This is a genomic window from Kitasatospora sp. NPDC015121 (assembly GCF_055562955.1).
The window spans coordinates 130,354-153,345 of sequence record NZ_JBVHEH010000006.1 but is presented as its reverse complement, the minus strand read 5'-3'; the positions used below and the strand labels follow the sequence as shown (position 1 = coordinate 153,345).

General features: G+C 75.0%; 21 protein-coding genes. 17 read left to right on the top strand and 4 right to left on the bottom strand.

From position 1 onward, the window contains the following. Positions 1-73: 73 nt before the first annotated feature. Positions 74-670, bottom strand: a complete 597-nt coding sequence (locus ACZ3J7_RS10640; RefSeq protein ID WP_465619366.1) for a Dps family protein — start codon at positions 668-670, stop codon at positions 74-76. Positions 671-930: 260 nt separating this feature from the next. Between ACZ3J7_RS10640 and ACZ3J7_RS10635 the strand changes: the two genes are divergently transcribed. Further along, entirely contained in the window at positions 931-3,054 is a 2,124-nt protein-coding gene (locus ACZ3J7_RS10635; RefSeq protein WP_465618973.1) for a vWA domain-containing protein, read from the top strand. A gap of 53 nt (positions 3,055-3,107) precedes the next feature. Continuing rightward, the gene (gene ligA / locus ACZ3J7_RS10630; protein ID WP_465618971.1) at positions 3,108-5,180 is read left to right on the top strand and encodes an NAD-dependent DNA ligase LigA; all 2,073 of its coding nucleotides are present in this window, start codon (positions 3,108-3,110) and stop codon (positions 5,178-5,180) included. Between the two features lie 42 nt (positions 5,181-5,222). Here ligA and ACZ3J7_RS10625 read toward each other — a convergent pair whose 3' ends face one another. Beyond that, on the bottom strand, positions 5,223-5,441 hold the full coding sequence (locus ACZ3J7_RS10625; RefSeq protein ID WP_465618969.1) for a DUF6480 family protein: 219 nt from the start codon (positions 5,439-5,441) through the stop codon (positions 5,223-5,225). 268 nt (positions 5,442-5,709) lie between these two features. On the opposite strand from ACZ3J7_RS10625, the gene ACZ3J7_RS10620 reads away from it, so the two are divergent. The 3 genes from ACZ3J7_RS10620 (at position 5,710) to ACZ3J7_RS10610 (ending at position 8,537) form a co-directional block, all read left to right on the top strand. Beyond that, positions 5,710-6,186: a hypothetical protein gene (locus ACZ3J7_RS10620; protein ID WP_465618967.1), complete on the top strand. Its 477-nt coding sequence runs from the start codon at positions 5,710-5,712 to the stop codon at positions 6,184-6,186. A gap of 190 nt (positions 6,187-6,376) precedes the next feature. Beyond that, positions 6,377-6,556: a hypothetical protein gene (locus tag ACZ3J7_RS10615; RefSeq protein WP_465618966.1), complete on the top strand. Its 180-nt coding sequence runs from the start codon at positions 6,377-6,379 to the stop codon at positions 6,554-6,556. A 67-nt stretch (positions 6,557-6,623) separates the two neighbouring features. Further along, on the top strand, positions 6,624-8,537 hold the full coding sequence (locus ACZ3J7_RS10610) for an ATP-binding protein (RefSeq protein ID WP_465618964.1): 1,914 nt from the start codon (positions 6,624-6,626) through the stop codon (positions 8,535-8,537). A 28-nt stretch (positions 8,538-8,565) separates the two neighbouring features. Here ACZ3J7_RS10610 and ACZ3J7_RS10605 read toward each other — a convergent pair whose 3' ends face one another. Continuing rightward, positions 8,566-9,162 carry a TetR/AcrR family transcriptional regulator gene (locus ACZ3J7_RS10605; protein WP_465618962.1) on the bottom strand — a complete coding sequence of 199 codons (597 nt, stop codon included), beginning with the start codon at positions 9,160-9,162 and terminating at the stop codon, positions 8,566-8,568. Between the two features lie 95 nt (positions 9,163-9,257). Here ACZ3J7_RS10605 and ACZ3J7_RS10600 point away from each other — a divergent pair, with 95 nt between their 5' ends. The 11 genes from ACZ3J7_RS10600 to ACZ3J7_RS10550 all read left to right on the top strand — a co-directional run bounded on the left by ACZ3J7_RS10600 (position 9,258) and on the right by ACZ3J7_RS10550 (position 21,478). Next, complete coding sequence (locus ACZ3J7_RS10600; protein ID WP_465618960.1) at positions 9,258-9,836, top strand: dihydrofolate reductase family protein; 579 nt, start codon at positions 9,258-9,260, stop codon at positions 9,834-9,836. A gap of 57 nt (positions 9,837-9,893) precedes the next feature. Next, positions 9,894-10,649 carry a dienelactone hydrolase family protein gene (locus tag ACZ3J7_RS10595; RefSeq protein ID WP_465618958.1) on the top strand — a complete coding sequence of 252 codons (756 nt, stop codon included), beginning with the start codon at positions 9,894-9,896 and terminating at the stop codon, positions 10,647-10,649. A 135-nt stretch (positions 10,650-10,784) separates the two neighbouring features. Further along, positions 10,785-10,979, top strand: a complete 195-nt coding sequence (locus ACZ3J7_RS10590; protein WP_465618956.1) for a hypothetical protein — start codon at positions 10,785-10,787, stop codon at positions 10,977-10,979. A gap of 82 nt (positions 10,980-11,061) precedes the next feature. Then, positions 11,062-11,283, top strand: coding sequence for a hypothetical protein (locus ACZ3J7_RS10585; RefSeq protein ID WP_465618954.1), 222 nt, complete (start codon positions 11,062-11,064; stop codon positions 11,281-11,283). Positions 11,284-11,785: 502 nt separating this feature from the next. Further along, positions 11,786-12,760 (top strand): TauD/TfdA dioxygenase family protein, encoded by a 975-nt coding sequence (locus ACZ3J7_RS10580; protein WP_465618952.1) that lies wholly within the window; start codon positions 11,786-11,788, stop codon positions 12,758-12,760. Positions 12,761-12,793: 33 nt separating this feature from the next. Next, positions 12,794-14,005, top strand: a complete 1,212-nt coding sequence (locus ACZ3J7_RS10575; RefSeq protein ID WP_465618950.1) for an ROK family protein — start codon at positions 12,794-12,796, stop codon at positions 14,003-14,005. A gap of 50 nt (positions 14,006-14,055) precedes the next feature. Further along, complete coding sequence (locus ACZ3J7_RS10570) at positions 14,056-15,672, top strand: ABC transporter substrate-binding protein (protein ID WP_465618949.1); 1,617 nt, start codon at positions 14,056-14,058, stop codon at positions 15,670-15,672. Positions 15,673-15,675: 3 nt separating this feature from the next. After that, positions 15,676-16,620: an ABC transporter permease gene (locus tag ACZ3J7_RS10565; RefSeq protein ID WP_465618947.1), complete on the top strand. Its 945-nt coding sequence runs from the start codon at positions 15,676-15,678 to the stop codon at positions 16,618-16,620. 7 nt (positions 16,621-16,627) lie between these two features. Beyond that, positions 16,628-17,473: an ABC transporter permease gene (locus ACZ3J7_RS10560; RefSeq protein ID WP_465618945.1), complete on the top strand. Its 846-nt coding sequence runs from the start codon at positions 16,628-16,630 to the stop codon at positions 17,471-17,473. Positions 17,474-17,507: 34 nt separating this feature from the next. Next, positions 17,508-19,145, top strand: coding sequence for an ABC transporter ATP-binding protein (locus ACZ3J7_RS10555; RefSeq protein ID WP_465618943.1), 1,638 nt, complete (start codon positions 17,508-17,510; stop codon positions 19,143-19,145). Next, complete coding sequence (locus ACZ3J7_RS10550) at positions 19,142-21,478, top strand: arylsulfatase (RefSeq protein WP_465618941.1); 2,337 nt, start codon at positions 19,142-19,144, stop codon at positions 21,476-21,478. Before ACZ3J7_RS10555 ends, ACZ3J7_RS10550 begins: the two co-directional genes overlap by 4 nt. Before the next feature lie 107 nt (positions 21,479-21,585). Here the strand turns inward: ACZ3J7_RS10550 and ACZ3J7_RS10545 are convergent, their stop codons facing one another. Next, entirely contained in the window at positions 21,586-22,026 is a 441-nt protein-coding gene (locus tag ACZ3J7_RS10545; RefSeq protein WP_465618939.1) for a GNAT family N-acetyltransferase, read from the bottom strand. Between the two features lie 154 nt (positions 22,027-22,180). Between ACZ3J7_RS10545 and ACZ3J7_RS10540 the strand changes: the two genes are divergently transcribed. Further along, positions 22,181-22,957, top strand: coding sequence for a hypothetical protein (locus ACZ3J7_RS10540; protein ID WP_465618937.1), 777 nt, complete (start codon positions 22,181-22,183; stop codon positions 22,955-22,957). Positions 22,958-22,992 lie beyond the last annotated feature (35 nt).

Here is a 22,992-nt window from a genome sequence, read left to right as displayed (position 1 = left end):
GCCGCAGCGGCGTCCGGGCGCGCCGGAGGCCGCCCCCGGGCGGGGGGCGGCCTCCGTGGGGGGGCGGGGCGGGTCAGCCCGCGTTCTTGCCGCTCTTGCGGGTAGCCTTCTTGGCGGCGCGCTGCTCGGTGGGGGCGTCCGCGGTGGCCAGGGTGCCGCTGGAGCTCTCCAGGTGGGCGCGGACGAACCACTGGTACTGCTCCAGGTCGCGCAGCTGCTCGATGAGCAGGTCCTCGGTGGCGGGGTCGATCTTGCCGGCCAGCTCGACGGCGTTGCGCAGTTCGGTGATGACGCCGTTGTAGACCAGGTCGAGGGCGCCCAGGTGGGCGATGGCGTCGGCCCGGCCGATGCTGTAGTCGTCCCAGCCGCGCTCGGCGACCAGGCGTCCGGGCGTGCCGTACGCGACGCCGCCCAGGGTGGCGATCCGCTCGGCGACGTCGTCGGCCATCAGGCGCACCCGGTCGACCTGGGGGTCGAGCATCTTGTGGACGGCGATGAAGTGCGGGCCGACCACGTTCCAGTGGATGTGCTTCAGGGTGAGGTGCAGGTCGTTCAGCGCGTGCAGTCGCCCCTGCAGTGCGGCGATCAGTTCCGCCCCCTGCTCGGTGGTCAGGCCGGGGACGGTGTAGGCGGGGCGGTCGGCGGAGCGGGCCACGGTGGTTCTCCTCATCGCGGGGTCGGTCACGGGGTCGGACACGGGTCGGATCCGAACGGTGTCGTCCTGACGCCTCCCCCATTCCGCGCGAGTCATGGCTATCGATCCGCCGAACGGGTGAACGCCTCCCCTCGTCCGCCGGAGCGGGCGCCCCCCGGGGCGGCGCCCGGCCCGGCCCGCGCGTCCACCGTGGTGACCTGTCTGCGTGGCGGCCGGGGTGTGCGGAGGGCTCGGCATAGCGTCGGGGGATCTGCGGCGTGACGAGAGGACCAGCGATGCGACGGGCCACCGTGACAACTTCCGCCCTGGCCGTACTGGCCGCGCTCGGGGCCGCGGGGGCCGCCCCGGCGGCGGTGCCCGGGCCCGGGGCGGGCGAGGCGGTGGTGACGGTGCGCACGGGCGGGGACCGGACCGGCGCGCAGGCGGTCGGCCCGCTGGCGGGCGTCCGGCTGGGGCTGTTCGCGGCGGCGGGGGACGCGGCGCCGGTCGACCCGGGGTGGGGCGTGTGCGTCTCGGACGCCGACGGCGACTGCTCCTTCACGGTGCCCGGCACCGGCCCCGGCGGAGCCAACGCGGGACGCCAGCTCACGGTGCGGCAGCTGGACGGCGGGGCGCCGGCGGGCTGGTTCGCCAACCCGGTGCTGCGCACGGGCCCGGGCAGCGGCTCGGACTCGGTCGCCTCCCCGTACGCCTTCACCACCCCGGCGCTGGCCGCCGGGAACACCTACCGCTCGACCGCCGACTTCATGGTCAGCGACGACTACAAGAACCTGCCGACGGCCTCCGGCGGGGTGTGGCAGAACTCGCGGGACAACCCGCCGCTGCCCGTGCACTGCGGCCTGGACGTGGCCCTGGTCCTGGACCTGTCGGCCTCGGTCGGCAGTGAGCTGCCGTTCCTGAAGGCCGCCGCCGACCGCTTCACCGACGCGCTGACGGGCACGCCCTCGCGGCTCGCGGTGTTCTCCTTCGACCAGGCCTCCCCGGCGACCAGCGTGGACGCGAACCACCCGGAGCTGCACCCGGTGTCGACGCCGGCCGGCGCGGCGGCGTTCAAGTCGCTGTACGCCGGTTGGACGCTCGGCAAGGGCACCAACTGGGACACCGCGCTGTGGTCGGTGGCGAAGGCCGACCCCGGGTACGACGCGGTGGTGGTGCTGACCGACGGCAACCCGACCCGGTTCGCGGACGACGCCCAGGGCGACGGCTCGCGGACCCACTTCCGGGACGTCGAGAACGGGATCTTCTCCGCCAACTCCGTGAAGGCGGAGGGCAGTCGGGTGATCGCGCTGGGCGTCGGCAAGGGCGTCGAGGGCGACTCCGGGTTGAACCTGCGGGCGCTCTCCGGGCCGACCGCGTACACCGACGGCGGCGACCTGACCGCCGCCGACTACTTCCAGACCAAGGACTTCGCCACCGCCGGGCAGCAGTTGCACGACCTGGCGCTGTCGCACTGCGACAACAGCGTCACGGTGGTCAAGCAGCTCGTCCCGGCCGGCACCACCGGCGAGGACACCACGGGCGCGGTGAACGCCCCGGCGGGCTGGACGTTCGGGGCGAGCACCGGCACGCCGGGGGTCGGCGGGCTGCCCCGAGAACTGACCACGACCGACGACGGAACCGGCTCGGTGGTCTTCCAGCCGGAGCTGGGCGACCTGCCGTCCGCGACCCTGGACATCAGCGAACTCCAGCAGGACGGTTACGAGTTGGTCACCAAGGGCGGCAAGAACGCGGTCTGCGTGAACCTCGACACCGGGCAGCCGGTGGAGGTCTCCGACACCGGCGCGGCCGACCGCCCGGGGTTCGCCCTGGAGCTGCCCCGGCTCGCCGCCGTCAGCTGCACGGTCTACAACCGGCCCGCCGCCGCCGTCCCGGCCCCGGCCGACCTGACGGTGGAGAAGAGCTGGCGGATCGACGGCACCACCCACCCGGAGGGCCGGCAGCCCGCCGGGTTCACCGCCACCGCCGCGCTGACCGGCCCGGGCGGCGCCGGCGCCGCCCCGCAGCCGTGGGGCAGCCCGCGCACCGGCTACCGGATCGGCGACCGGGCCACCGTCACCGAGCAGGCCGAACTGGCCGACCCCGCCTGCGTGTTCACCGACCGACGGATCACCGCGCTGAACGGCGCCCCGGTCGACCTCCCGCTCGGCAGCGCGCTCACCCTGGACACCGCGCACACCCGGGTCGAGATCACCAACACCGTCGAGTGCCACCGCACCAGCCCGTCCCCGTCCCCGTCCCCGTCCCCCGCCCCGGTCCCGCCGGGCGGCGGCGGGCACCTGGCCGCCACCGGCGGCGGGGGCACCGCCGTACTGCTCCCGGCCGCCGGCGGCGCCGCCCTCGCCGGCCTCGCCCTGCTGGCCGTCCGGGCCCGGCTGGACCGGCGGCGCGACGACGACTGAGGCGTCCGGTCGGGACCGGTCGGTTGTCAGTGCGGGACGGAAGAATAACGGTCATGAACAACGCCGCTCCGCTCTCTTCCGGCGACTACGCCGACGCCGTTGCCACTGCCACCCGGGCCGCCGCCGCCTACTACGGGGACGGGACGACGACGCTGGGGGACGACGAGTACGACGCCCTGGTACGGGCGATCGCGGCCTACGAGGAGGCGCACCCGGAGGAGGTGCTGGCCGACTCGCCGACCGGCAAGGTGGCCGGCGGCGCGGCGGAGGGGGACGTGCCACACAGCGTGCCGATGCTCTCGCTCGACAACGTCTTCTCGGGTGAGGAACTCGCCGACTGGGCGGCCTCGTTGGAGCGCCGACTGGGCCGGGCCCCGGCCGGCTGGTGCGTGGAGCCGAAGCTGGACGGGCTGGCGGTCGCGGCCCGGTACGAGGCGGGCGTGCTGCGCCGGGTGCTGACCCGCGGCAACGGCCTCGCGGGGGAGGACATCACGCACACCGCGGGCGACGTGCTGGGCCTGCCGGCCGTGCTGACCGAGCCGGTCGACGTCGAGCTGCGCGGTGAAGTGCTGCTGACGCACGCCCAGTTCGAGGTGGCGAACGAGATCCGCACGGCGCACGGCGCGGTGCCGTTCGCCAACGCGCGCAACGGCGCGGCGGGCACCCTGCGGGCCAAGGACCGGCCGTACCGGATCGAGTTGACGTTCTTCGCCTACAGCGCGATCGGGCTGGAGGAGGGCCTCGGTCACACCGCCCTGCTGGAGCGGCTGGCCGCGCTCGGCGCGAACACCGCGGCCTCGACGGCGGCGGCGCCGCTGCGCTGCGAGAGCCTGGAGGAGGTGCAGCGGCGGGTCGAGGAGATCACCGCGCTGCGCAGTGCGCTGCCGTTCGGCATCGACGGCGTGGTGGTGAAGGCGGACGCGGCGGCGGACCAGGAGCGGGCGGGCTCGGGTTCGCGGGCACCGCGCTGGGCGGTGGCCCGCAAGCTCGCGGCCGAGCACAAGGTGACCCGGCTGCTGGAGGTGGAGTGGGCGGTGGGCCGCACCGGCATCATCGCGCCGCGCGCCGTCCTGGAACCGGTGGTGATCGACGGCGTCACCGTCACGTACGCGACGCTGCACAACCCGGCCGACATCACCCGGCGCGGCCTGATGCTGGGCGACAAGGTGTTCGTCTACCGCGCGGGCGACGTGATCCCCCGGGTGGAGGCGCCGCTGGTGGAGGAGCGCACGGGCGAGGAGCGGCCGATCGTCTTCCCCGCCGCGTGCCCGCGCTGCGGGGAGGCGATCGACGCCAGCGAGCAGCGCTGGCGCTGCGTGCGGGGACGCAACTGCCAGGCGGTGGCGTCGATCGTCTACGCGGCGGGCCGCGACCAGCTGGACATCGAGGGCCTCGGCTCGACCCGGGCCGTCCAGCTCGTCGAGGCCGGCCTGGTCCGCGACCTGGCGGACGTGTTCACCCTGACCCGGGAGCAGCTGCTGGGCCTGGAGCGGATGGGCACCACCAGCGCCGACAACCTGCTCGCCGCGATCGAGACCGCCCGTACCCGCCCGCTGGGCCGCGTGCTGTGCGCGCTGGGCGTGCGCGGCACCGGCCGCAGCATGTCGCGCCGGATCGCCGCGCACTTCGGCTCGATGGCCGCGATCCGCGCGGCGGACGCCGCGACGCTGGCCGCCGTCGAGGGCATCGGCCCGGAGAAGGCCCGCCTGGTCGTCTCCGAGCTCGCCGAGCTCGCCGCCCTGATCGACCGCCTGGCCGACCTCGGCGTCGGCACCCAGGTCACCGAGCCCACCGCCCCCAAGCCGGCGGCGGAGGCCGCTGAGGGCGGGGAGACCGGCGGGGGCGCGGAGGCACCGGCCGCCGGCGGCCCGCTGGCCGGCGAGGCCGTGGTCGTCACCGGCTCGATGAGCGGGGCGCTGGCCGCCCTGTCCCGCAACGAGATGAACGAACTCGTCGAGCGGGCCGGCGGCAAGGCGTCCTCCTCCGTCTCCAGGCGCACCACCCTGCTGGTCGCCGGCGAGAAGGCCGGCTCCAAGCGGGCCAAGGCCGAGGAGCTGGGCATCCGCGTCCTCACCCCCGAGGAGTTCGCCGTCCTGGTCGCCGACCACCTGCCCGTGGCGGTCTGACCCGGCGGGCCCGCTACGGCGGGCGCCCGGGGCGGCGCGGCCTCACCACGCGAAGATCCGCCCGACGGCGAAGACGACGCAGCACACGACCAGCACCGCGATCACCAGCAGCGGAACCCAGCCGGGCCAGGCCGTGTGCAGCTCCACGGACTCGGGCGTGGAGATCCCGTGCGTCGTGGAGGCCTCGCACTCGGGCGTCTCGGTGGGCACGGAGTGGCCGGCCGCCCGCACCGGCGCAGGAACGGAATCGCTGACAGACATGACGTCCTCCCGGGTTCGTCGCCCGCTTCCCACCTTCCACGGTCCACCCGACGGGGCGGATGCACAAAACCGGAACCCGCTCCCGCCCCTCCCGGAGCGGGCCGGGGCGGTGGCCGCCGGCACCGGCGCGGGGTTCGCCGGACGCCGCCCCGGGTACGGACCGGCCGGGGGTGAGGCCGTGGGAACGTTGCTGTGGGGGCCCGTCGTGTGGACGGCGGCGGTGCTCGCGTTGTGGGGAACGCTCCTCCTCCGGGACGGGGTGGGGCTCATGGCGTACGTCGTGGTCTTCGTCGCGATCCTGCTCGGCTGGATGGTGGCGGTGGTCCGGCTGGCGAAGGACCAGCAGGGGGAGGCCGGCAGCATGCTGTTCCTGATGCTGGTGGTCTGGGTTCCGCTGTCCATCACCGGGGTCGGCATGCAGGACCAGCAGATCCTGCACGACCGCGGCGTCACCTCGGACGGCACGGTGGTGCGCACCCACGTCACCTCCGACCCGATGGGCGGCCGCGGCCCCGCCGTGACCGCGGTGGACGTGCGGCTCACGGACGGCACCGTCGTCCGGAACATCGACACCCAGGGCGACCGGCCCGCCCTCGACAGCCGGGTCCAGGTCACCGCGGACCCGCGCGGCACGGTCGCCACCCGCCTGGGACCGGGCCCGGACGCCCCGGGCCGCACGGTCGCCGTCGTCCTGCTGGTCCTGCTGGCGGCCTTCGCCCTCCTCACCGGTTTCCTGCTCGACTGACGACCTTGTGCGGGGCGGCTGGCGGGCCGGGCCCGCCAGGGTGCCGACCCTGCCGCCCGGGCGGCCCACGCGCTCGCCGCCCCGTCCCTCCGTACCGCCTGACGGTTCGTCGACGCCTGAACCTAGACTGCGGTGACCCGGTGGCGCCGACGGCGCCGGGCGGGTGGGAGCGGGCGGAGGGAACGGCGGAGTGGCGGGGCATGGGGCGGGTGCGGTCGAGGCGTCGACCGAACGGCTGCGGGACGGCGGGCCCGGGTCGGTCGTGGTGCGCGGGGCGGCGGGGGCGGGCAGCGGACGGAGCGCGGTGCTGACGGCGGCCTCCGACGCCTGGGGCTGCGTCCTGGAGAGCAGCGACCGGGCCGAGTACTGACCCGCCGCTCCCCCGTCCCCGTTCCCGTTCCCTTCCCCTGACCGTCCTCGTACCGGAGAGCTTCGACGTGACCGACTCCAGCACCGCCCCCGCCGTACCGGTCGATCCCCACCAGCCGCATCCGTACGTGGGCGGCCGGGCGGTGGCGCTGCGCGCGTTGGCGGCCTGGCGGGCGGGCGGGGCGGGCGGGCCGGCGGTGGTGCTGGTCACGGGTGACCCCGGCAGCGGCCGGTCCCGGCTGCTGACCGGGTTCCTCATGCTCTGCGAGCCGTCCGAGCGGGAGCGCTTCGACCTCGCCGCGCTGGATCCGGCGGCCGTGCCGCCGGGCGACCTGCCCGCGCCGCCGGTGTTCGACGCCACCGGGCTGACCGCCCTGCAGCTGCGCTGGCTGGTGGTGGACCACTTCGCGCCCGGCGCCGTCCGCGCGGCGGAGCTGGCCGGGCGGCTGGCCGGGATCGGCTCGCCCGAGCGGCCGGTGACGGTGGTGGTCGCGGACAGCGACCGGGCCGGGGTGCTGACCGGCACGGGCGAGCCCGCACGGGTCACCGACGAGGTGCTGCTGCCGCTGGCGCTCGCGCCCGGGGTGCGGCTGCTGGCCGACGTGGACCGGGCCGAGGCCGAGCGGCTGGCCTCGGCGCTGCCCGCCGGGCGGCTGCTGGTGATCGACCTGGACCGGGAGCCGTGGCGGGACGAGGCGGGGTTGCGGCTGCAGGCCGAGCACATGCTCCAGGACCCGGGCGGGGCGGCCGGGTTGGCGCGGACGGCGGCCGGTCCGCTGGTGGTCCGGCTGGCCGCCTGGTCCTCGCGCAGCCTGCCGGACGGGGTGGCCTGGGCGCCGGCGCCGCCGCCCCGTACCGTCGGTGACGTGCTCGACCTGCAGGCCGGGCTGCACGGCGTGGACGAGCCGACCCTGCGCCGGCTGCTCGCCCCGCTGGCCCTGTCCGGTCCCGGCGAGCCGCTGCCGCTCGTGCTCTGGGCGCCGCTGGCGTCGGCGGTCGCGGGCAGGGACCTCGGCCCGGCCCTGGCGGGCGGGCAGCGCCTGCTGCTGCCGTTCTTCGACCTGGCCTCGACGGCGGAGCGGCCCCCGGCCGTCCGGATCGTGCACCCGGCGCTCGCCGCAGAGGTGCGCGAGCGCTTCGGCGGCACCGTCCGCGAGGTCCGGCGCCGGCTGGCGGCCGCCCTGCTGGCCACCCTCGACGGGGACGGCCCGGGGCGGTGGGCGGGGGCCTCGGCGTACGTCCGGGAGCAGCTGGTCGGGCACGCGCTGGAGGGCGGCCTGCTGCCGGAGCTGCTGGCCGACCCGGGGTTCCTGGTGCACGCCGAGCAGGTGCGGCTGCGGGCCGCCGTCGAGCACCTGGTGGCCGGTGGTACGGAGCTGCCGGCGCTGGCGCGGACCTGGCGGCGGCTGGTGACGCTGTTCGTCCGGCAGCGGCTCGGCCCGGAGCTGCGGGCCGCCCTGCTGGAGCACGGTGCCCGCCAGGACAGCCTGCCCGCGCCGGAGTTCGGCCTGGCGCTGCCGTGGCGCACGCTCTGGGCCCGACCGCTGACCGGGGTGCGCGCGGTCACGGCGGCCTGCGGTCCGGCCGGCGGCAGCCTGCTGGTGGCCCACCGGCCGGACCGGCCGGACGGGGAGCCGGCGTGGGCGGTCTACGACGCGTCGACCGGCGAACCGGTGGTGGGCGACCCGGCCGGGCTCACCCGGCCGACCGACGGGCAGCGGACCACCACCCCGCTGGGGATCAGCACCGGCGTCGACTTCCTGCGGCTGTGGACCCGGGGTGCGGACGGGCGGCCGCCCGAGCAGGTGGCGGTGTTCCTCTCCGCCGAGCCGCTGGGCGGCGCCGACCTGACCCCGGACGGGCTGCTGCTGCTGGCCGACGCCCGGGGCGTGGCCGCGCTGCTGCCGTCCGCGCTGGCCGCGCCGCCCGCGCCGTCTTCTCCGCCCGCGCCGTCCGCTCCGCCCGTCCGGGCGGTGGGCTGAACCGTCCGTCTCCTCCCCCGGTGGCCGGTCAGTTCGCGGTGGTGGCGTCCTCGCCCGCGAGCAGGCGGGCCACCAGGGTGTCGACCAGGCGGGCGCGCTGGTCGGGGGTGAACAGGTCGGGGAGGGTGAGGCGTTCCAGGATCAGCCAGTTGAGCGCGAGGACCAGCAGCTGGACGGTGGTGGTGTCGCCGGGCAGGCCGGCGGCCTGGTGGTAGTCGGCGTTGAACCGGAGGTCTGCGCCGATCCGGCGGGTGAGCACCTCGCGCAGTTCGGGGCGGCGTAGTGCGGCGAGGCGGAGTTCGAGCAGGGCGAGGAAGCCGGTGGGGAAGGCGGCGACGCGGTCGACGACCTGGTGCATGAGGGCGGTGACCCGGGCGGCGTCGCGGGGGCCCTCGAAGCCCTGGGCGAGGGTGTCGGCGTCGGGTTCGAGGCGTTCGTAGACGCGGTCGGCGCACTGGGCGAGCAGGGCGTCCCGGTTGGCGAAGTAGTTGGAGGCGGTGCCGGCGGGGACGGCGGCGCGCTGGTCGACGGCGCGGAAGGTGAGGCCGCGGGCGCCGTCCTCGGCCAGGACTTCGAGCGCGGCGTCGAGCAGGGCGGCTCGCCGTTCGGGGTTGCTGCGTACCATCGCTTGTGACCACTCCAGTCGTAGTGCTACGGTCTTACCACTTCACTCAGAGTACTACGGATGAAGTTCCTGTCCCCCAGCACAAAGGCTCCTGGATGCGAAAGCTCGTCTACTACGTCGCCGTCTCCGTGGACGGCTTCATCGCCGGCCCCTCCGGCGAGTTCGACTTCTACCCGGCGGCGCCCGACATGGCGGCGCACCAGCTGGCCGAGTTCCCGGAGACCATTCCGGTGCAGGGCCGTCCGCGACTCGGCCTGACGGACACCCCCAACAGGCGTTTCGACACCGTCCTGATGGGTCTGGGCGCCTACCGCCCGGGGCTGGACGCGGGCATCCCCAGCCCGTACCCGCACCTGGAGCAGTACGTGGTCTCCTCCTCGCTGCCCGGCACCGACGACCCGGCGGTCCACCTGGTCCGCGCCGACCCGCTGGGCCTGGTGCGGGAGTTGAAGCGGCGGCCCGGCGACGGCGACGTCTGGCTGTGCGGCGGCGGTGTACTGGCCGGCCAACTGCTGCCGGAGATCGACGAGTTGGTGCTCAAGCGGTACCCAGTGGTGGCGGGCGGCGGCCTCCCCGCGTTCGCCGGGGAACTGCGGCCCCGCCCGTTCGCCCCGGTGGAGACCCTGACCTTCAGCCACGGCGGCACCGTCACCACCTACCGCCCCGCCGGATAGCGTGGGCCCCACTGGGCCCGGCCGGATGCCGGGCCGCACGAGGGGGAACGAACGACCATGAGCACGAGCGATGTGACGACCCGTTGGATCCGGCCGGACGGCGCCGGAACGGACCTGTTCCTGGCCGCACCCGCGGATGCGGCCCCGAGGGCCACCGTGGTGGTCGGCCAGGAACTGTTCGGGGTCACCGCCTGGGTGCGCGGCGTCTGCGAGCGGCTGGCCGCCGCCGGGTACGCCGCCGTCGCGCCGGACTTCTACGGGCGGGCGGCGCGGCGCGTCGACCTGCCGTACGACGACGCGGGACGGACCGAGGGCTTCGCGCTGCTGGGCACCCTGACCGCCGAGCAGGTCGCCGCCGACACCGCCTCGGCCCTCGCCGCCGGCGCCGCGCTCGGCGCCGGTCCGGGCCGGGCCTTCGTCGGCTTCTCGGTCGGCGGCCACCTGGGCCTGCTGGCCGGCACCCGGCTGCCGCTGCACGCCGTCGCCGCCTGCTACCCCACCTGGACCCTGGAAGCGGGCACCCCGCTCGCCGACGACGAGCCTCCGCTCACCCCGGCGGGCGCGGCCGCGCTCGCCGCCCACGGCACCGCCGTCCTCGGCCTGGTCGGCGCCGAGGACCACGTCGTCCCGCCCGAGCAGTGGGCCCTGGTCGCCGAGCGCCTCACCACCGCGGGCGTCCCCCACGACCTGGTCAGCTACCCGGGCGTCCCGCACGGCTTCCTCTGCGACCACCGCCCCGCCACCCACCGCCCGACCGAGACCGAGGACGCCTTCAGCCGCATCCTCACCACCCTGGCCGCCCTGCCGGCCTGACCCGCCTCCGCCCCGCCCGGCCCCGCCGGGCGGGGCTCTCCGGTACGCCGAACGGGCGCCCCCACGTCACCCACCCGCCCCGCCGCGCGTTGGACCGGCGTCAGCCCTCCCCCTCTCCCCCGAGGACCCCGCCCCATGCGCACCGCACTCACCACCCTCGCCCTCGCCGCCGCCCTCCTCACCCCGGCCGGCCACGCCCTCGCCGCCGACACCCCGCCCCCCACCCCCAACCAGGGCTACAGCATCCCGGTCGGCGCCATCACCGACCTCGGCGCCCTCCCGATGCTGGGCGGCCTGGGCAACGACTTCGCCCACCTCCTGGGCCAGTAGCAGACCACCGGGCCTCCGCCCCCTTCTCGTCAGGATGACGGAGCACCCGCACGAGGGCCTCCCGTCCCAGCGGGAGGGGACCGTGACCGAGCCGCTCGCGGTCCTCGGGCACCGGCAACGCCCCTGGGCCTCACCGCCCCGGCACGAGTCCGGCGCCCGGGCGGCACTGCGCGGGGGCGGGCCGTGGTGCGCGGACCGGGCCGAACTGCGCGCGTACCTGGAGGAGTCGCGCGGCCTGACCGGGGAGAGGAACCTCCACCGGCTGCTGGACCGGATGGCCGCCCTGCTCACGGCCGAACACTGAGCATCGGATCCCGGGCCCGGGCCGCAGGCCGCGGCCGGGTTGTTTCCGCTCCGGAAGTTTTCCTCGGCCCGGGGTGCCGCGACAAGGGCGTCCCGGGCTTCGTCGTGGGGACGTCACCGGGCCGCAACATGTCGAAATACTCCGCAACACCCGCTCTCATCTGGGGTTTTGGCGATTGACAGCGGGCGTTCGGGCCGAGCACGATGAGCGCCGAGCCCAGTCGCGGTGAGCCGGAAGGAGGGCCGATGCGTACCGTCGTTGTCGTCTGTCGTCCGTCGTGCCCGGTCCCGGTGTGCGTGCGCCGTGGTGGCTGTTGTCGGCGCTGCCGCGGGTAGTCCCGGCCGCCCCTCGCCCTTCCCCCTTCTCCCTTTCCACGTCGCGGTGGTGTGCCTCCGGGCCCGCCCGGTGCCGCGGTGTGTCGTGTCCGGCCTGCGTGGTGCCCCGAGGTGGCGCCGTGGCCGTTCTCCGTCTCGACTCCCCCTGATCCCGAAGGAGTTCCACCATGTCCGTTTCCACCTCCGTTCCCACCGCACTGCGTCTGACCCCGGCGGCGGGGCGGATCGGCGCGATCGTGCACGACGTCAAGCTGGGGGCCGACCTGCCGGCCGAGACGGTGGCGGCGCTGGAGGCCGCGCTGTACGAGCACAAGGTGCTGTTCTTCCGGGGCCAGGAGCACCTGGACGATGCCGAACACGAGGCGTTCGCACGGCTGTTGGGGCAGCCGGTGTTCCACCCGACGGTGCCGAGCGCGGACGGGCGGTACATCTTCGAGCTGGACGCCACCAAGGGGGTGCGGGCGAACAACTGGCACACCGACGTGACGTTCGTGCCGTCGTACCCGAAGGCGTCGATCCTGCGGGCGCTGGAGCTGCCGCCGGCGGGTGGCAGCACGGTGTGGGCGAATACCGCGGCCGCGTACCAGGACCTGCCGGAGCCGCTGAAGGTGCTCGCGGAGAGCCTGCGGGCGGTGCACACCAACGACTACGACTACGCGGCGAACCTGGCGCTGGCACCGGAGTTGGCGGACAACGCCGAGGTGGCGCGGCTGTTCCGGCAGGTGTTCGTGTCGACGGCGTTCAAGACCGAGCACCCGCTGGTGCGGGTGCACCCGGTGACGGGTGAGAAGAACCTGCTGCTGGGGTCGTTCGCGCAGAAGATCGTCGGGGTGTCGGGCAAGGACAGCCGGGCCCTGATCGAGCTGTTCCAGCGGTACGTGGAGCGGCTGGAGAACAGCGTGCGCTGGGACTGGCAGGTCGGCGACGTGGCGATCTGGGACAACAGGGCCACCCAGCACTACGCGGTGAACGACTACGGCGACGAGCCGCGCCTGGTGCGCCGGATCACCCTGGACGGTGACCTGCCGGTGGGCGTGGACGGGCGCCCGAGCCGCCTGCTGGAGCCGGCCGACCCGCCGCGGGTGGCCGGTCTGGTGCCGGCGGCCGAGCTGGAGGCCGAGGCGCTGGGCGCGAAGTCCTGACCGGCCGACCGTAGACAGAGGGGAGTCCACCGCGTGAACGGCACCGTCCGCAGTACCGCCGCGCCCCGGGCCGGGGACGACCGGCGGGAGGCGAACGCCGCCACCGTGCTACGGGCGGTGCTGGACCACGGGCCGGTGGCCCGCAGCGGGGTATCCCGGTTGACGGGGCTCAGCCCGGCGGCGGTGTCCCGGCAGGTGGTGGACCTGCTGCGGCTCGAACTGCTGGCAGAGCGACCGGAGTTGGCGGTCGCCGCGCCGGGGGTGCGGGGCCGTCCGCAGCTGCCGCTGGACATCGACGACCAGCGGCTGGCGGTGGCCGGGCTGCACGTGGGCCTGCCGTACAGCACCTTCGCGCTGCTGGACCTGCGCGGCCGGGTGCTGTTCCGGCAGGAGCTGCCGAACGGCGGGCGGCGCGGCCCGGCGGTGCTGAAGGCGCTGCTGGAGCGGGTGCCGCGGCTGCTGGCGGCGGCCGCGACCGGGTCGGCGGCCGGCCGCCGGGTGCTCGGTCTCGGCGCGGTGACCGGCGGGGCGGTGGACGCCGAGCGCGGGGTGACGGTCCGGCACGAGCCGCTGGGCTGGCGGGAGGTGCCGCTGCGGGAGCTGCTGGAGCGGGCCACCGGCCTGCCGGTGCGGGTGGACAACCACGCCCGGGCGCTGGCGGCGGCGGAGGTGCTGTTCGGCGATCCGGCGGCCCGGCGCTCGATGGTGCAGCTGTTCGTGGGCCACGTGGTGGACGCGTCCATCTCGGTGGCCGGGACGGTGCACCAGGGGCCGCCGTCGGTGACCGGCGACGGCGGGCACCTGCCGGTGCCGGGCAGCACGGCCCGATGTCACTGCGGCCGCCGGGGCTGCCTGTCGGTGGCCGCGTCGGACGACACGCTGTTCGCGGCGGCGGTCGAGCAGGGCGTGATCGCCCGGCCGGACCGGCAGTTGCTGCTGGCGGCGGTCCGGTCCGGCGACGCCCGGGCCGACGCGCTGGTACGGGCGCGGGCCTCGGTGGTGGGCGGGGCGCTGGCCCTGCTCGCCGACGTGGTCAACCCGGACCTGCTGGTCCTGACCGAGACCTTCGCGGTGGCCGACCCGGTCTACCTGGACGTGGTGCGCGAGGAGTTCGCGCTCCGTTCGCACCTGCACCGGGACGCCTCGCTGCTGGTGGCGCAGCGCTTCGGCGCGGACGCGCTGGCGGTGGCGGCCTGCGCGCCGGTGCTGGGCGAGCTGTACGCGCGCCCGCTCCCCGGCTTCTGAACCCCCCTTGCCATTCATTCGAACTCGCTTCTCCCGAAGGACTGTTGACGATGACCGTGTTCTCCGCCGGCTCCGGTGGCCCGCTTCCCCGGCTCCCCCTCCCCGCGCTCTCCCGCCGGGCGCTGCTGCGCGGCTCGCTGGCGGGTGCCGGTCTGCTGGCGCTGTCGGCCTGCCGTTCGGCGGCGGACTCCTCGCCGGCGGCGGACGCGGCGGGCGCCGCAGCCTCGCCGCGCCGGGGCGGGGTGCTGACGGTGGGTGTCGGGGTGGACTTCACGCCGGCCCTGCTGTTCGCGCAGAGCGCCAACTCGCTGCTGCAGCGCCTGGTGTTCAACACGCTCACCCGCTACGACGAACAGCTGCGCCCGCAGCCGGAGTTGGCGAAGAGCTGGGAGGTGGCGGCGGACGGGCTGAGCGTGACGCTGAAGCTGCGCGACGACGTCACGTTCCACAGCGGGCGGAAGTTCACCGCGGACGACGTGGTGTTCGCGGTGAAGAACCTGCAGAACCCGGTGCGTTCGGCGCAGCTGCGGTCGACGGCGCTGACCGTGGCGGACTTCCGGAAGAACGGCGACTTCGAGCTGACGCTGGTGCTGGCGCACCCGGTGTCCAACCTGTTCGACCTCTTCGAGTTCATGATCATCCCGGATTCGGCGAGCGTCGAGGACGCGGTCGCGGGCACCAGGCTGATCGGCACCGGCCCGTTCACCTTCACCGACCGCAAGCCGGGCTCCTCGCTGAGCTTCGCCCGCAACGAGAAGTACTGGAACCCGGGCCGGCCGTACCTGGACGGCGTGGAGATCAAGGTGATCCCGCAGGCCGAGACGCTGCTGTCCTCGGTGAAGACCGGCCAGGTGCACCTGTCGTACGCGGTGCGCGGCAAGGACGTGGCGACGCTGAAGGACGACAAGCGGTTCCGGATCACCCAGTACGACACCGGCGCGGGCGCGTTCTACATCGGCGCGAACCTGTCCTTCCCGGAGGTGCGGGACAAGCGGGTGCGGCAGGCGATCGCCTGGGCGATCGACCGGGACCGGCTGGTGCAGCAGGCGCTGGGCGGGTACGCGACGGTCTCCTCGGTGCCGTGGCCGAAGTCCTCCCCGGCGTACCGGGAGGAGGACGCCAGGCGCTACCACCACGACCCGGAGAAGGCGAAGGCGCTGCTGAAGGAGGCGGGCGTGACCTCGCTGTCGCTGCCGCTGGCGCACCAGTCGGACGCCGGCTCGACGGCGGTCGCGCAGATCCTGCAGTACGACCTGAAGCAGGTCGGGATCGAGGTGCAGCTGCAGCCGGTGGACTCGCCGACCATGCAGAAGCAGCTGATCTCGCAGTCCATGCCGGCGCTGTGGACGCTGAGCCACAGCTTCTCGCAGGCCCACCCGGCGACGCTGGCGGTCAGCGCGTACCCGTTCAACGAGGCGAAGAACACCTCGAAGTTCTCCTCGCCCGCGTACACCGAGGCGGTGCAGAAGGCCTGGAACCGCTCGGACGCGGACAGCCCGGAGGCGAAGGCGCTGTACCAGCAGGTCACGGACATCCTGCTGGACGAGCAGTTCATCGTCGACCTGGCGATCGCCGGGCTGGTGGAGGTCGCGGGCGCGCAGGTGCGCGGCGTGACGCTGAACAAGTACTCGTACCTGGTCCTCGACGACGCCTACCTGGCGGGCTGAGCCGTGCGGACCTTCCTGTTCAAACGGCTGCCGAGCGGGCTGGCGGTGCTGCTGGCCGCCTCGTTCGCGGTGTTCCTGATGCTGCGGCTGATCCCGGGCGACCCGGCGACCACGCTGGCGGGGCCGGACGCCTCGCCGGCCACCGTCGCGGCGATCCGGGAGCGGCTGGGGCTGGACGCGCCGCTGCTCTCGCAGTACCTGCACTGGCTGGGCCAGGTGCTGACCGGCGACCTCGGGCCGAGCTACGCGATCGGCGGGCAGGTCTCCGGGCTGATCGCGGACGGCCTGGCCGCGACCGTCCAGCTGACCCTCGCCGCGCTGCTGCTGGTGGTGGCGCTGGCCGTGCCGACCGCGCTGTACGCGGTGTCGGGGCGGCGGCGGGCGCTGACCGGGGCGCTGCGGGCGCTGACCACGGGGGCGCTGGCGGTGCCGCCGTTCGTGACCGGCGTGGTGCTGGTGCTGGTGTTCGCGGTGGGCCTGGGCCTGCTGCCGGCCGGCGGGCACGCCTCGCTGTTCGACGCGCCGGACCTCGCGGTGCAGTACCTGGCGCTGCCGGCGCTGTGCCTGGCGCTGCCGAGCGCGGCGATCCTGGCCCGCTACCTGCAGGACGGCCTGGAGCGGGCGCTCGCCGAGGACTACGTGCGCACCGCGACGGCGCTCGGGGTGTCGCGGCGCCGGATCCTGTGGCGGCACGCGCTGCCGAACGCGCTGCCGCCCGCCGTGACGGTGCTGGGCCTGCAGATCGGGCAGCTGATCGCGGGCGCCGTGGTGGTGGAGCGGATCTTCGCCTGGCCGGGCCTCGGCCAGCTGATCGAGCAGGGCGTGGCGCGCCGCGACTACCCGGTGGTGCAGGACCTGCTGCTGCTGGTGGTCGCCGGGTACGTGGCCGTGCAGCTGCTCACCGACCTGGTGTACTCCTGGCTCGACCCGCGCGTGCGGTGGGAGTGATGCGACGATGACCACGATCTCCCTTCCCCCGGTTGCCCGTTCGCGCAACCGCTACGTCGCCGGGCTGCGGTCCTGGCGGGGCGTGACCGGCCTGGCGCTGGTCGGGACGGTGGCGCTGGCGGGGCTGCTGGCCCCCTGGCTGACCGACGCCGACCCGAACGCGCAGGGCTCGCAGGCCCTGGCCGGGCCGAGCGGGGACCACCCGCTGGGCACCGACGACATCGGGCGGGACCTGCTCAGCCGGATCCTGCACGGCATCCTCACCGACCTGTCGATCGTCCTGACGGCCGTTCCGGCGGGCGCGCTGGTCGGCGCGGCGCTGGCCCTGCTGGCGGGCACCTCGCGGGCCGCCGACCTGGTGGTGCAGCGGCTGTTCGACCTGGTGCTGTCCTTCCCCGGGCTGATCCTCGGCCTGGCGGTGACGGCAATCCTCGGGCCGGGCCGCTGGCCGGTGGTGATCATCATCGCGCTGGCCGAGATCCCGTACTTCGGGCGGCAGTTGCGGGCCGGCGTGCTGGTCCAGCGGGAGCGCGAGTACGCGCTGGCCGCCCGGGTCGGCGGCGCGGGCCGGGCCCGGGTGCTGCTGCGGCACGTGCTGCCGAACGCGGTCGACCCGCTGATCGTGCAGGCCGCGGTCGCCCTCTCGGTGGGCGTCTTCATCGAGGGCGCGCTGAGCTTCCTCGGTCTGGGCGTCCGCCCGCCGGAGCCCACCCTGGGCAGCCTGATCAGCGGTTCGGTCGCCTACCTGGACACCGTCCCGGTGCTGGCCGCCGCTCCGCTGGCGGTGACCACCGCGCTCGTCCTCGGCTTCACCCTGCTGGCCGAGGCCCTGAACCGGGGCGTGCGCTCGTGAACGCCCCGATCCGTCCGAACCGGAGGGCAGCCCGATGACCGAACTGATCACCCGTCCTCCACTGGACGGACAACACCCTTCCCGCACCGCCGAGTTGCTGCGGGTGCGCGAGCTGCACGTGGCCTTCGGGGAGCGGGTGGCGGTGCGCGGGGCGGACTTCGCGCTGGGGCCCGGGGAGAGCCTGGGGATCGTCGGCGAGTCCGGGTCGGGCAAGTCGACGACGGCGCTGGCGCTGCTGCGGATGCTGCCGGCCGGGGGCCGGATCACCGGCGGGGCCGTGGAGCTGGACGGCCAGGACCTGGCGGGCCTGCCGGAGGAGGCGCTGCGGGCGGTGCGCGGCAAGCGGATCGCGATGATCTTCCAGGACCCGATGTCCGCACTGAACCCGGTGCTCTCGGTGGGCCGCCAGCTGGACGAGGCGCTGCGGGCGCACGGCGAGCGCCGGCCGAAGGCCGAACGGGCGGCGCGGGCAGTGGAGTTGCTGGAGCTGGTGGGCGTGCCGAAGGCTGCCTCCCGGCTGGGCGACTTCCCGCACCGGTTCTCCGGCGGCCAGCGCCAGCGGATCATGATCGCCCTGGCGCTGGCGCACGACGCCGAGGTGCTGGTCGCGGACGAGCCGACCACCGCACTGGACCCGACCGTGCAGCGGCAGATCCTGCGACTGCTGGCCCGGATCAACCGGGAGCGCGGCACCGCGCTGGTGGTGATCAGCCACGACCTGGGCGTGATCGCCGAGACCTGCTCCCGGCTGCTGGTGATGCGCGACGGCGAGGTGGTCGAACAGGGGCCGGTGGACAGCGTCCTGACGAATCCCCGGCACGCCTACACGAAGTCCCTGCTGGCCGCCGTCCCGCGTCTGGACGCCCCGTCCCGGGCCGCCGGGAACAGCACGCCGGGGGCGGAACCGCTGCTGGTGGTGCGCGGGTTGGCGAAGGGCTACGGGCCGCGCCGGCGCCGGACGGCGGCGCTGGAGGACGTCGACCTGGAGCTGCACCCGGGTGAGACGCTGGGCCTGGTGGGCGAGTCCGGCTCGGGCAAGTCGACGCTGGCCCGGGCGCTGGTCGGCGCGCACGCGCCCGACGCGGGCAGCGTCACCTTCGACGGGCGGCCGCTGGACGGCCGCCGGGCCCGGCGGGAGATCCAGATGGTCTTCCAGGACCCGTACGCCTCGCTGAACCCCCGGCTGACGGTGGGCCGGATCATCGCCGAGCCGCTGATCGCGCACCGGATCGGCGACCGGGCGCAGCGGCAGGCCCGGGTGGCCGAACTGCTGGAGCAGGTGGGCCTGGAGGCGTCGGCGGCGGCCCGTTCGCCGCGCGAGTTCTCCGGCGGCCAGCGGCAGCGGATCGGCATCGCCCGGGCGCTGGCGCCGGAGCCGAGCGTGCTGGTCTGCGACGAGCCGGTGTCGGCGCTGGACGTGTCGATCCAGGCCCAGGTGATCGATCTGCTGGCGCGCCTGCAAAGGGAGTTGGGCCTGGCGGTGCTGTTCATCGCGCACGACCTGGCGGTGGTCCGGCAGGTCAGCCACCGGATCGCGGTGCTGCACCGGGGCCGGATCGTCGAGAGCGGCCCGGCCGACCGGGTGATCACCTCCCCCGAACACCCTTACACGGCCGAGTTGTTGGCGGCCGTCCCGTCCCTTCCCCCCGCGACCTCCGGGAGCCTGTTGTGAGCAAGACCGACGAGAGCGGCCACCGGCGCGACCCGTACGCGGGCTTCCCGGGCCGGGTGGGGCGGACGTTCGGCGAGTCGGTGCCGTCCTGGCCGCAGCGGGTGCGTCCGCGCGCGGGGGCGCCGAACGTGGTGGTGGTGCTGGTCGACGACCTGGGCTACAGCGACATCGGGCCGTTCGGCTCGGAGGTGCCGACGCCGACCTTGGACGGCCTGGCCGAGCGGGGCGTGAAGCTGGCCAACTACCACACCATGCCGCTGTGTTCACCGGCCCGGGCGGCGCTGCTGACCGGCCTGAACCCGCACCGGGTGGGGTACGCGTTCGTGGCCAACGCCGACCCGGGCTTCCCCGGGTACGGGATGGAGATCGCCGACGACATCCCGACCCTGGCGCAGACCCTGCACGACGCCGGGTACGCGACGTACGCGGTCGGCAAGTGGCACCTGACCCGGGACTCCGCCTCCTCGGCGGCCGACAACCGGGCCAACTGGCCGCTGCAGAAGGGCTTCGACCAGTACTACGGGGTGCTGGAGGGGCTGACCAGCCTGTTCCACCCGCACCAACTGGTCCGGGACAACTCGCCGTTGGACATCGACGAGTTCCCGGACGGCTACTACTACACCGACGACATCACCGACCAGGCGATCGGCATGGTCAAGTCGCTGCGGGCGCACGACGCCGACAAGCCGTTCTTCCTCTACCTGGCGCACAACGCGGTGCACGGCCCGCTGCAGGCCAAGCCGGCCGACCTGGCCCGGCACCGGGGCCGCTACGACGGGGGCTGGGACGAGCTGCGGGCCGCCCGCTTCGCCCGGCAGCTGGCGGCCGGGCACTTCCCGCCCGGCACCGAGCTGCCGGAGCGCAACGGCGAGGCCGGGTACGAGGTCGGCGCGTGGGACGAACTCGACGAGGTGCAGCGCGCGTTGTACGCCCGCTACATGGAGGTGTACGCGGCGATGGTCGACAACGTCGACCGGAACCTGGGCCGGCTGACCGCCGTGCTGGAGCAGCTCGGCGAACTCGACAACACCATCGTGGTGTTCACCTCCGACAACGGCGGCACCGGCGAGGGCGGCGCGGAGGGCACCCGCAGCTACTTCAGCCGCTTCGTCCACCACCCGAACCTGCCCGCCGACTGGAACCCGGACGTGCGGCGGGAGATCGACCTGATCGGCGGCCCGCAGTCACTGGTGCACTACCCGCGCGGCTGGGGCATGGCCTCCAACACGCCGTTCCGGCTCTACAAGGGCCAGACCCACGCGGGCGGCGTGCGCGTCCCGTTCGTGCTGTCCTGGCCGGCCGGCCTGCCGCGCGCCGCGGACGACGACGGGGTGCGCGGCCAGTACCAGTACGTCACCGACCTGCTGCCCACGCTGCTCGAACTCACCGGCGTGGAGAGGCCGCTGGAGCGCGGCGGGGTGCCGGTGCAGGAGCTGGACGGGGTGTCGTTCGCGTCCGTGCTGCGCACCGCCGGGGCGCCCTCGACCCACCCCGAGCAGTACTGCGAGATGACCGGCAACCGCTCGTACTACCGGGACGGCTGGAAGCTGGTCACCCTGCACCGGCCGGGCGCGCCCTACGACGACGGCGAGTGGGCGCTGTACGACCTGCGCACCGACCCCACCGAGATCCACGACCTCTCCGCCGAACACCCGGAGCTGGTGAAGGAGTTGGCGCAGGCCTGGGAGGACGCGGCCTGGCGCGACGGGGTCTTCCCGCTGGCCGACGCCTCCGGCGGCTTCGTGCTGCGCGGCCCGGCGGAGGAGGCGCTGCGCCGCCCGGTGACGCTGCTGGCCGGCACCCCCGAGCTGGAGCGCTACCGCTCCTCCCGGCTGGTCGCGTTCCGCTCGTTCACGGCGGAGGTCGCGCTCGACCACCACGGTGCGGACGACCAGGGCGTGCTGGTCTCGCACGGCGATCAGGGCGGCGGCTACAGCCTGTACGTGGAGGACGGCCGGCTGCGGCTGGCGTACAACCAGTACGGCGAGCTGTTCGAGGCCGACGCGGGCGAACTGCCGCCCGGGGCGCACCTGGTGGCGCTGGAGGCGACGGCGGTGGCCGACCTGAAGTGGCGGTTCGAGGTGCGGGTGGACGGGGTGGTGACGGGCGCGCTCGGGCCGGTGCACCAGCTGATCGGAATGGCGCCCTTCCAGGGCATCAGCGTCGGCGTGGACCGCAAGTCGCCGGTCTCCTGGCCGCTCTGGGAACGTCACCGCTCGTTCCGCTACACCGGCGCGCTGCGCTCGGTCACCTACCTGCCGGGCCCGGCCGCGCCGTACGACCCGGAGACGGTGGTGCGGGCCCTGCGGGAGGCGGCCGCGGCCTTCGAGTAGGCGGCCCTCGCGTAGACGTCCCTCGCGTAGGCGCTCCTCGCGTTGGCGTCCCTCGCCGCGCAGGCGGCCTTCGAGCGGGGCCGTCCGGAACCTCCTGGCGCGCTCTGTCAGGAGGTTCCGGGCGCGCCGTCCAGCGGCCTGGTCCAGCGCCGCCACTGGTCCTCCCGGCCGTAGCCGGCGGCGCGCCAGGCGGCCTGGCCGAGGCCGTTGTGCTCCAGCACCATCGCGTCGGAGCGCCGGCCGCCGGCCTCGGCGAAGCGGGCGTGGGCGGCGTCGAGCAGGGCGGTGCCGATGCCCCGGCGGCGGGCGGCGGGGTGGACGGCGAGGCGGTAGAGGTGGCAGCGCCAGCCGTCCCACCCCGCGATGACGGTGCCGAGGATCGCACCCGCGTGCTCGGCCAGGATCAGCGCCGCGCCGTCCCGCTCCAGCAGCCGGGCCACGCCCGCCCGGTCGTCGCTGATGCTGGTGCCCTCGGCGGCCTCGGCCCAGAAGGCCAGCACCGCGTCGACGTCCTCGGGGCGCGCGGCCCGCAGTTCGTACTCGCTCATGTCGACGTTCCTATCACCCCGGTTCAGCACCGTGCCAACGGGTTCCGGACGGCCGACCGGGCCGGGGCCCCTTGACGGTCCGGGCCCGGGCCGGGAAGGTGTGGCGCACTCCCTCGCACCGCACCCATCGACCCACCCCACTCCCGGAGATGGCATGCGTGCACCCTTGTCCCGCCCCCACCGCCCCCACCGTCCCGAGCGTCCCCACCGCCCCGACAGCTCCCGCCGGCACCGGCGGCGCGCCGGCGACGGCCTGCCGGTGGCCGCCGTGTTCGGCGCGGTCGTGCTGGCCGCGACGGCCACCCTCGGCCTCGGCGGTTCGGCATCGTCCGCCGAGCCGCCGCGGATCGAGGTGATCCGCAACGGCACCTTCACCGCGCCCCCGGCGCACACCGGCACCCCGACGGACTGGCTCTGCCAGGAGAACGTGTCCGTCCTCTACGACTCGGACAACGGGCGCCGGCTGGTGGGCAGCCCCACCGCCGACGACTTCGCCTGGTGCACCCAGCGGGTGACCGTGCTGCCGAACTCGACGTACACGCTGGACGCGAACGTCCGCGGCCCGTACGTCTTCCTCGGCACCGAGGGCGGCGGGCCGGGCGAGACGGTGCAGAGCTGGTCGAACGACCCGGACTGGAACCTCCTCAGCGTCACCGTGACCACCGGGCCCGACACCACCTCGCTGCTGGTGCGCCTGCACGGCTGGTACGGGCAGGAGCCCTACCAGGTCGGGCGGGTCAGCATGTTCGGCCCGGGCGTCCTGCCGTCCTGGTGCATCCCGCCGAGCTGGACCGGCGCGCCGCCCAGCAGTGCGCCCCCCAGCCGCACCAACACGGCCAGCCCCGGCAGCACCGAGAACGACACCATTCCCCCACGCGTCACGGAGAGCCCGAGCTTCCGGCCCACCGGTCCCTGCCCCAGCCAGCGCTGACCCGATCCGCCCGACCCGCCCGACCGTTCGACCTG